The organism is Mariniradius sediminis (assembly GCF_021491425.1).
GTDB lineage: Bacteria > Bacteroidota > Bacteroidia > Cytophagales > Cyclobacteriaceae > Mariniradius > Mariniradius saccharolyticus.
Genome location: NZ_JAKEVZ010000053.1, coordinates 1 through 504, shown reverse-complemented (window position 1 = coordinate 504; position 504 = coordinate 1). Strand labels below are relative to the sequence as shown.

At 47.8% G+C, this 504-nt stretch carries 2 protein-coding genes; both read right to left on the bottom strand.

The window, feature by feature from the left end:
• Positions 1 to 124 (bottom strand): GIY-YIG nuclease family protein (locus L0U89_RS20255; protein WP_234863189.1); only part of this gene is annotated, 124 nt, incomplete at its 3' end.
• A 75-nt stretch (positions 125 to 199) separates the two neighbouring features.
• A partial coding sequence (locus L0U89_RS20250; protein WP_234863188.1) for a transposase occupies positions 200 to 504 on the bottom strand: 305 nt, incomplete at its 5' end.

Below are 504 nucleotides of genomic sequence, written 5' to 3'. Positions count from 1 at the left end.
TGTGCGAGTCTTTGAAAAAGTGGCTGTTGTGCTGTATCAACCGGTTTTCCAAGTCCATCGTTTGGCCAATGTAGTAGCTACCTGTTGATGGGGAGTAGAGTATGTAGACAAAATGGGTCTCCATAGGCTGAAAATGAAAAAGGCAACATCTCTGCTGCCCTTTTGAGCCCCCTGCCGGGATCGTCCCGTCCCGATATTCTTATGGATTAAACAACGGGTTGATATAGGATTTTTCATATTTTCGGTCTTCCCTTATCAGAGCGAATATCCGGTTGATTATTTTGGCTCTGACTGCATTTAGGACCGTCATTTTGTTCTTGCCTTCAGCTACTTTCCTTTCAAAATAGTCCCTGAGTTCCCCCTTCATCCTGATCGCAGATAGTGCCGCCATATGGAAGAGGGTCTTTAGGTCCTTGTTGGCCCGGTTCGAGACCTTGCGCCTGGATCTCTGGCTGGTTCCCGATTCGAAGGAAAACGGGGCAACGCCCACGTGGCATGAAAACT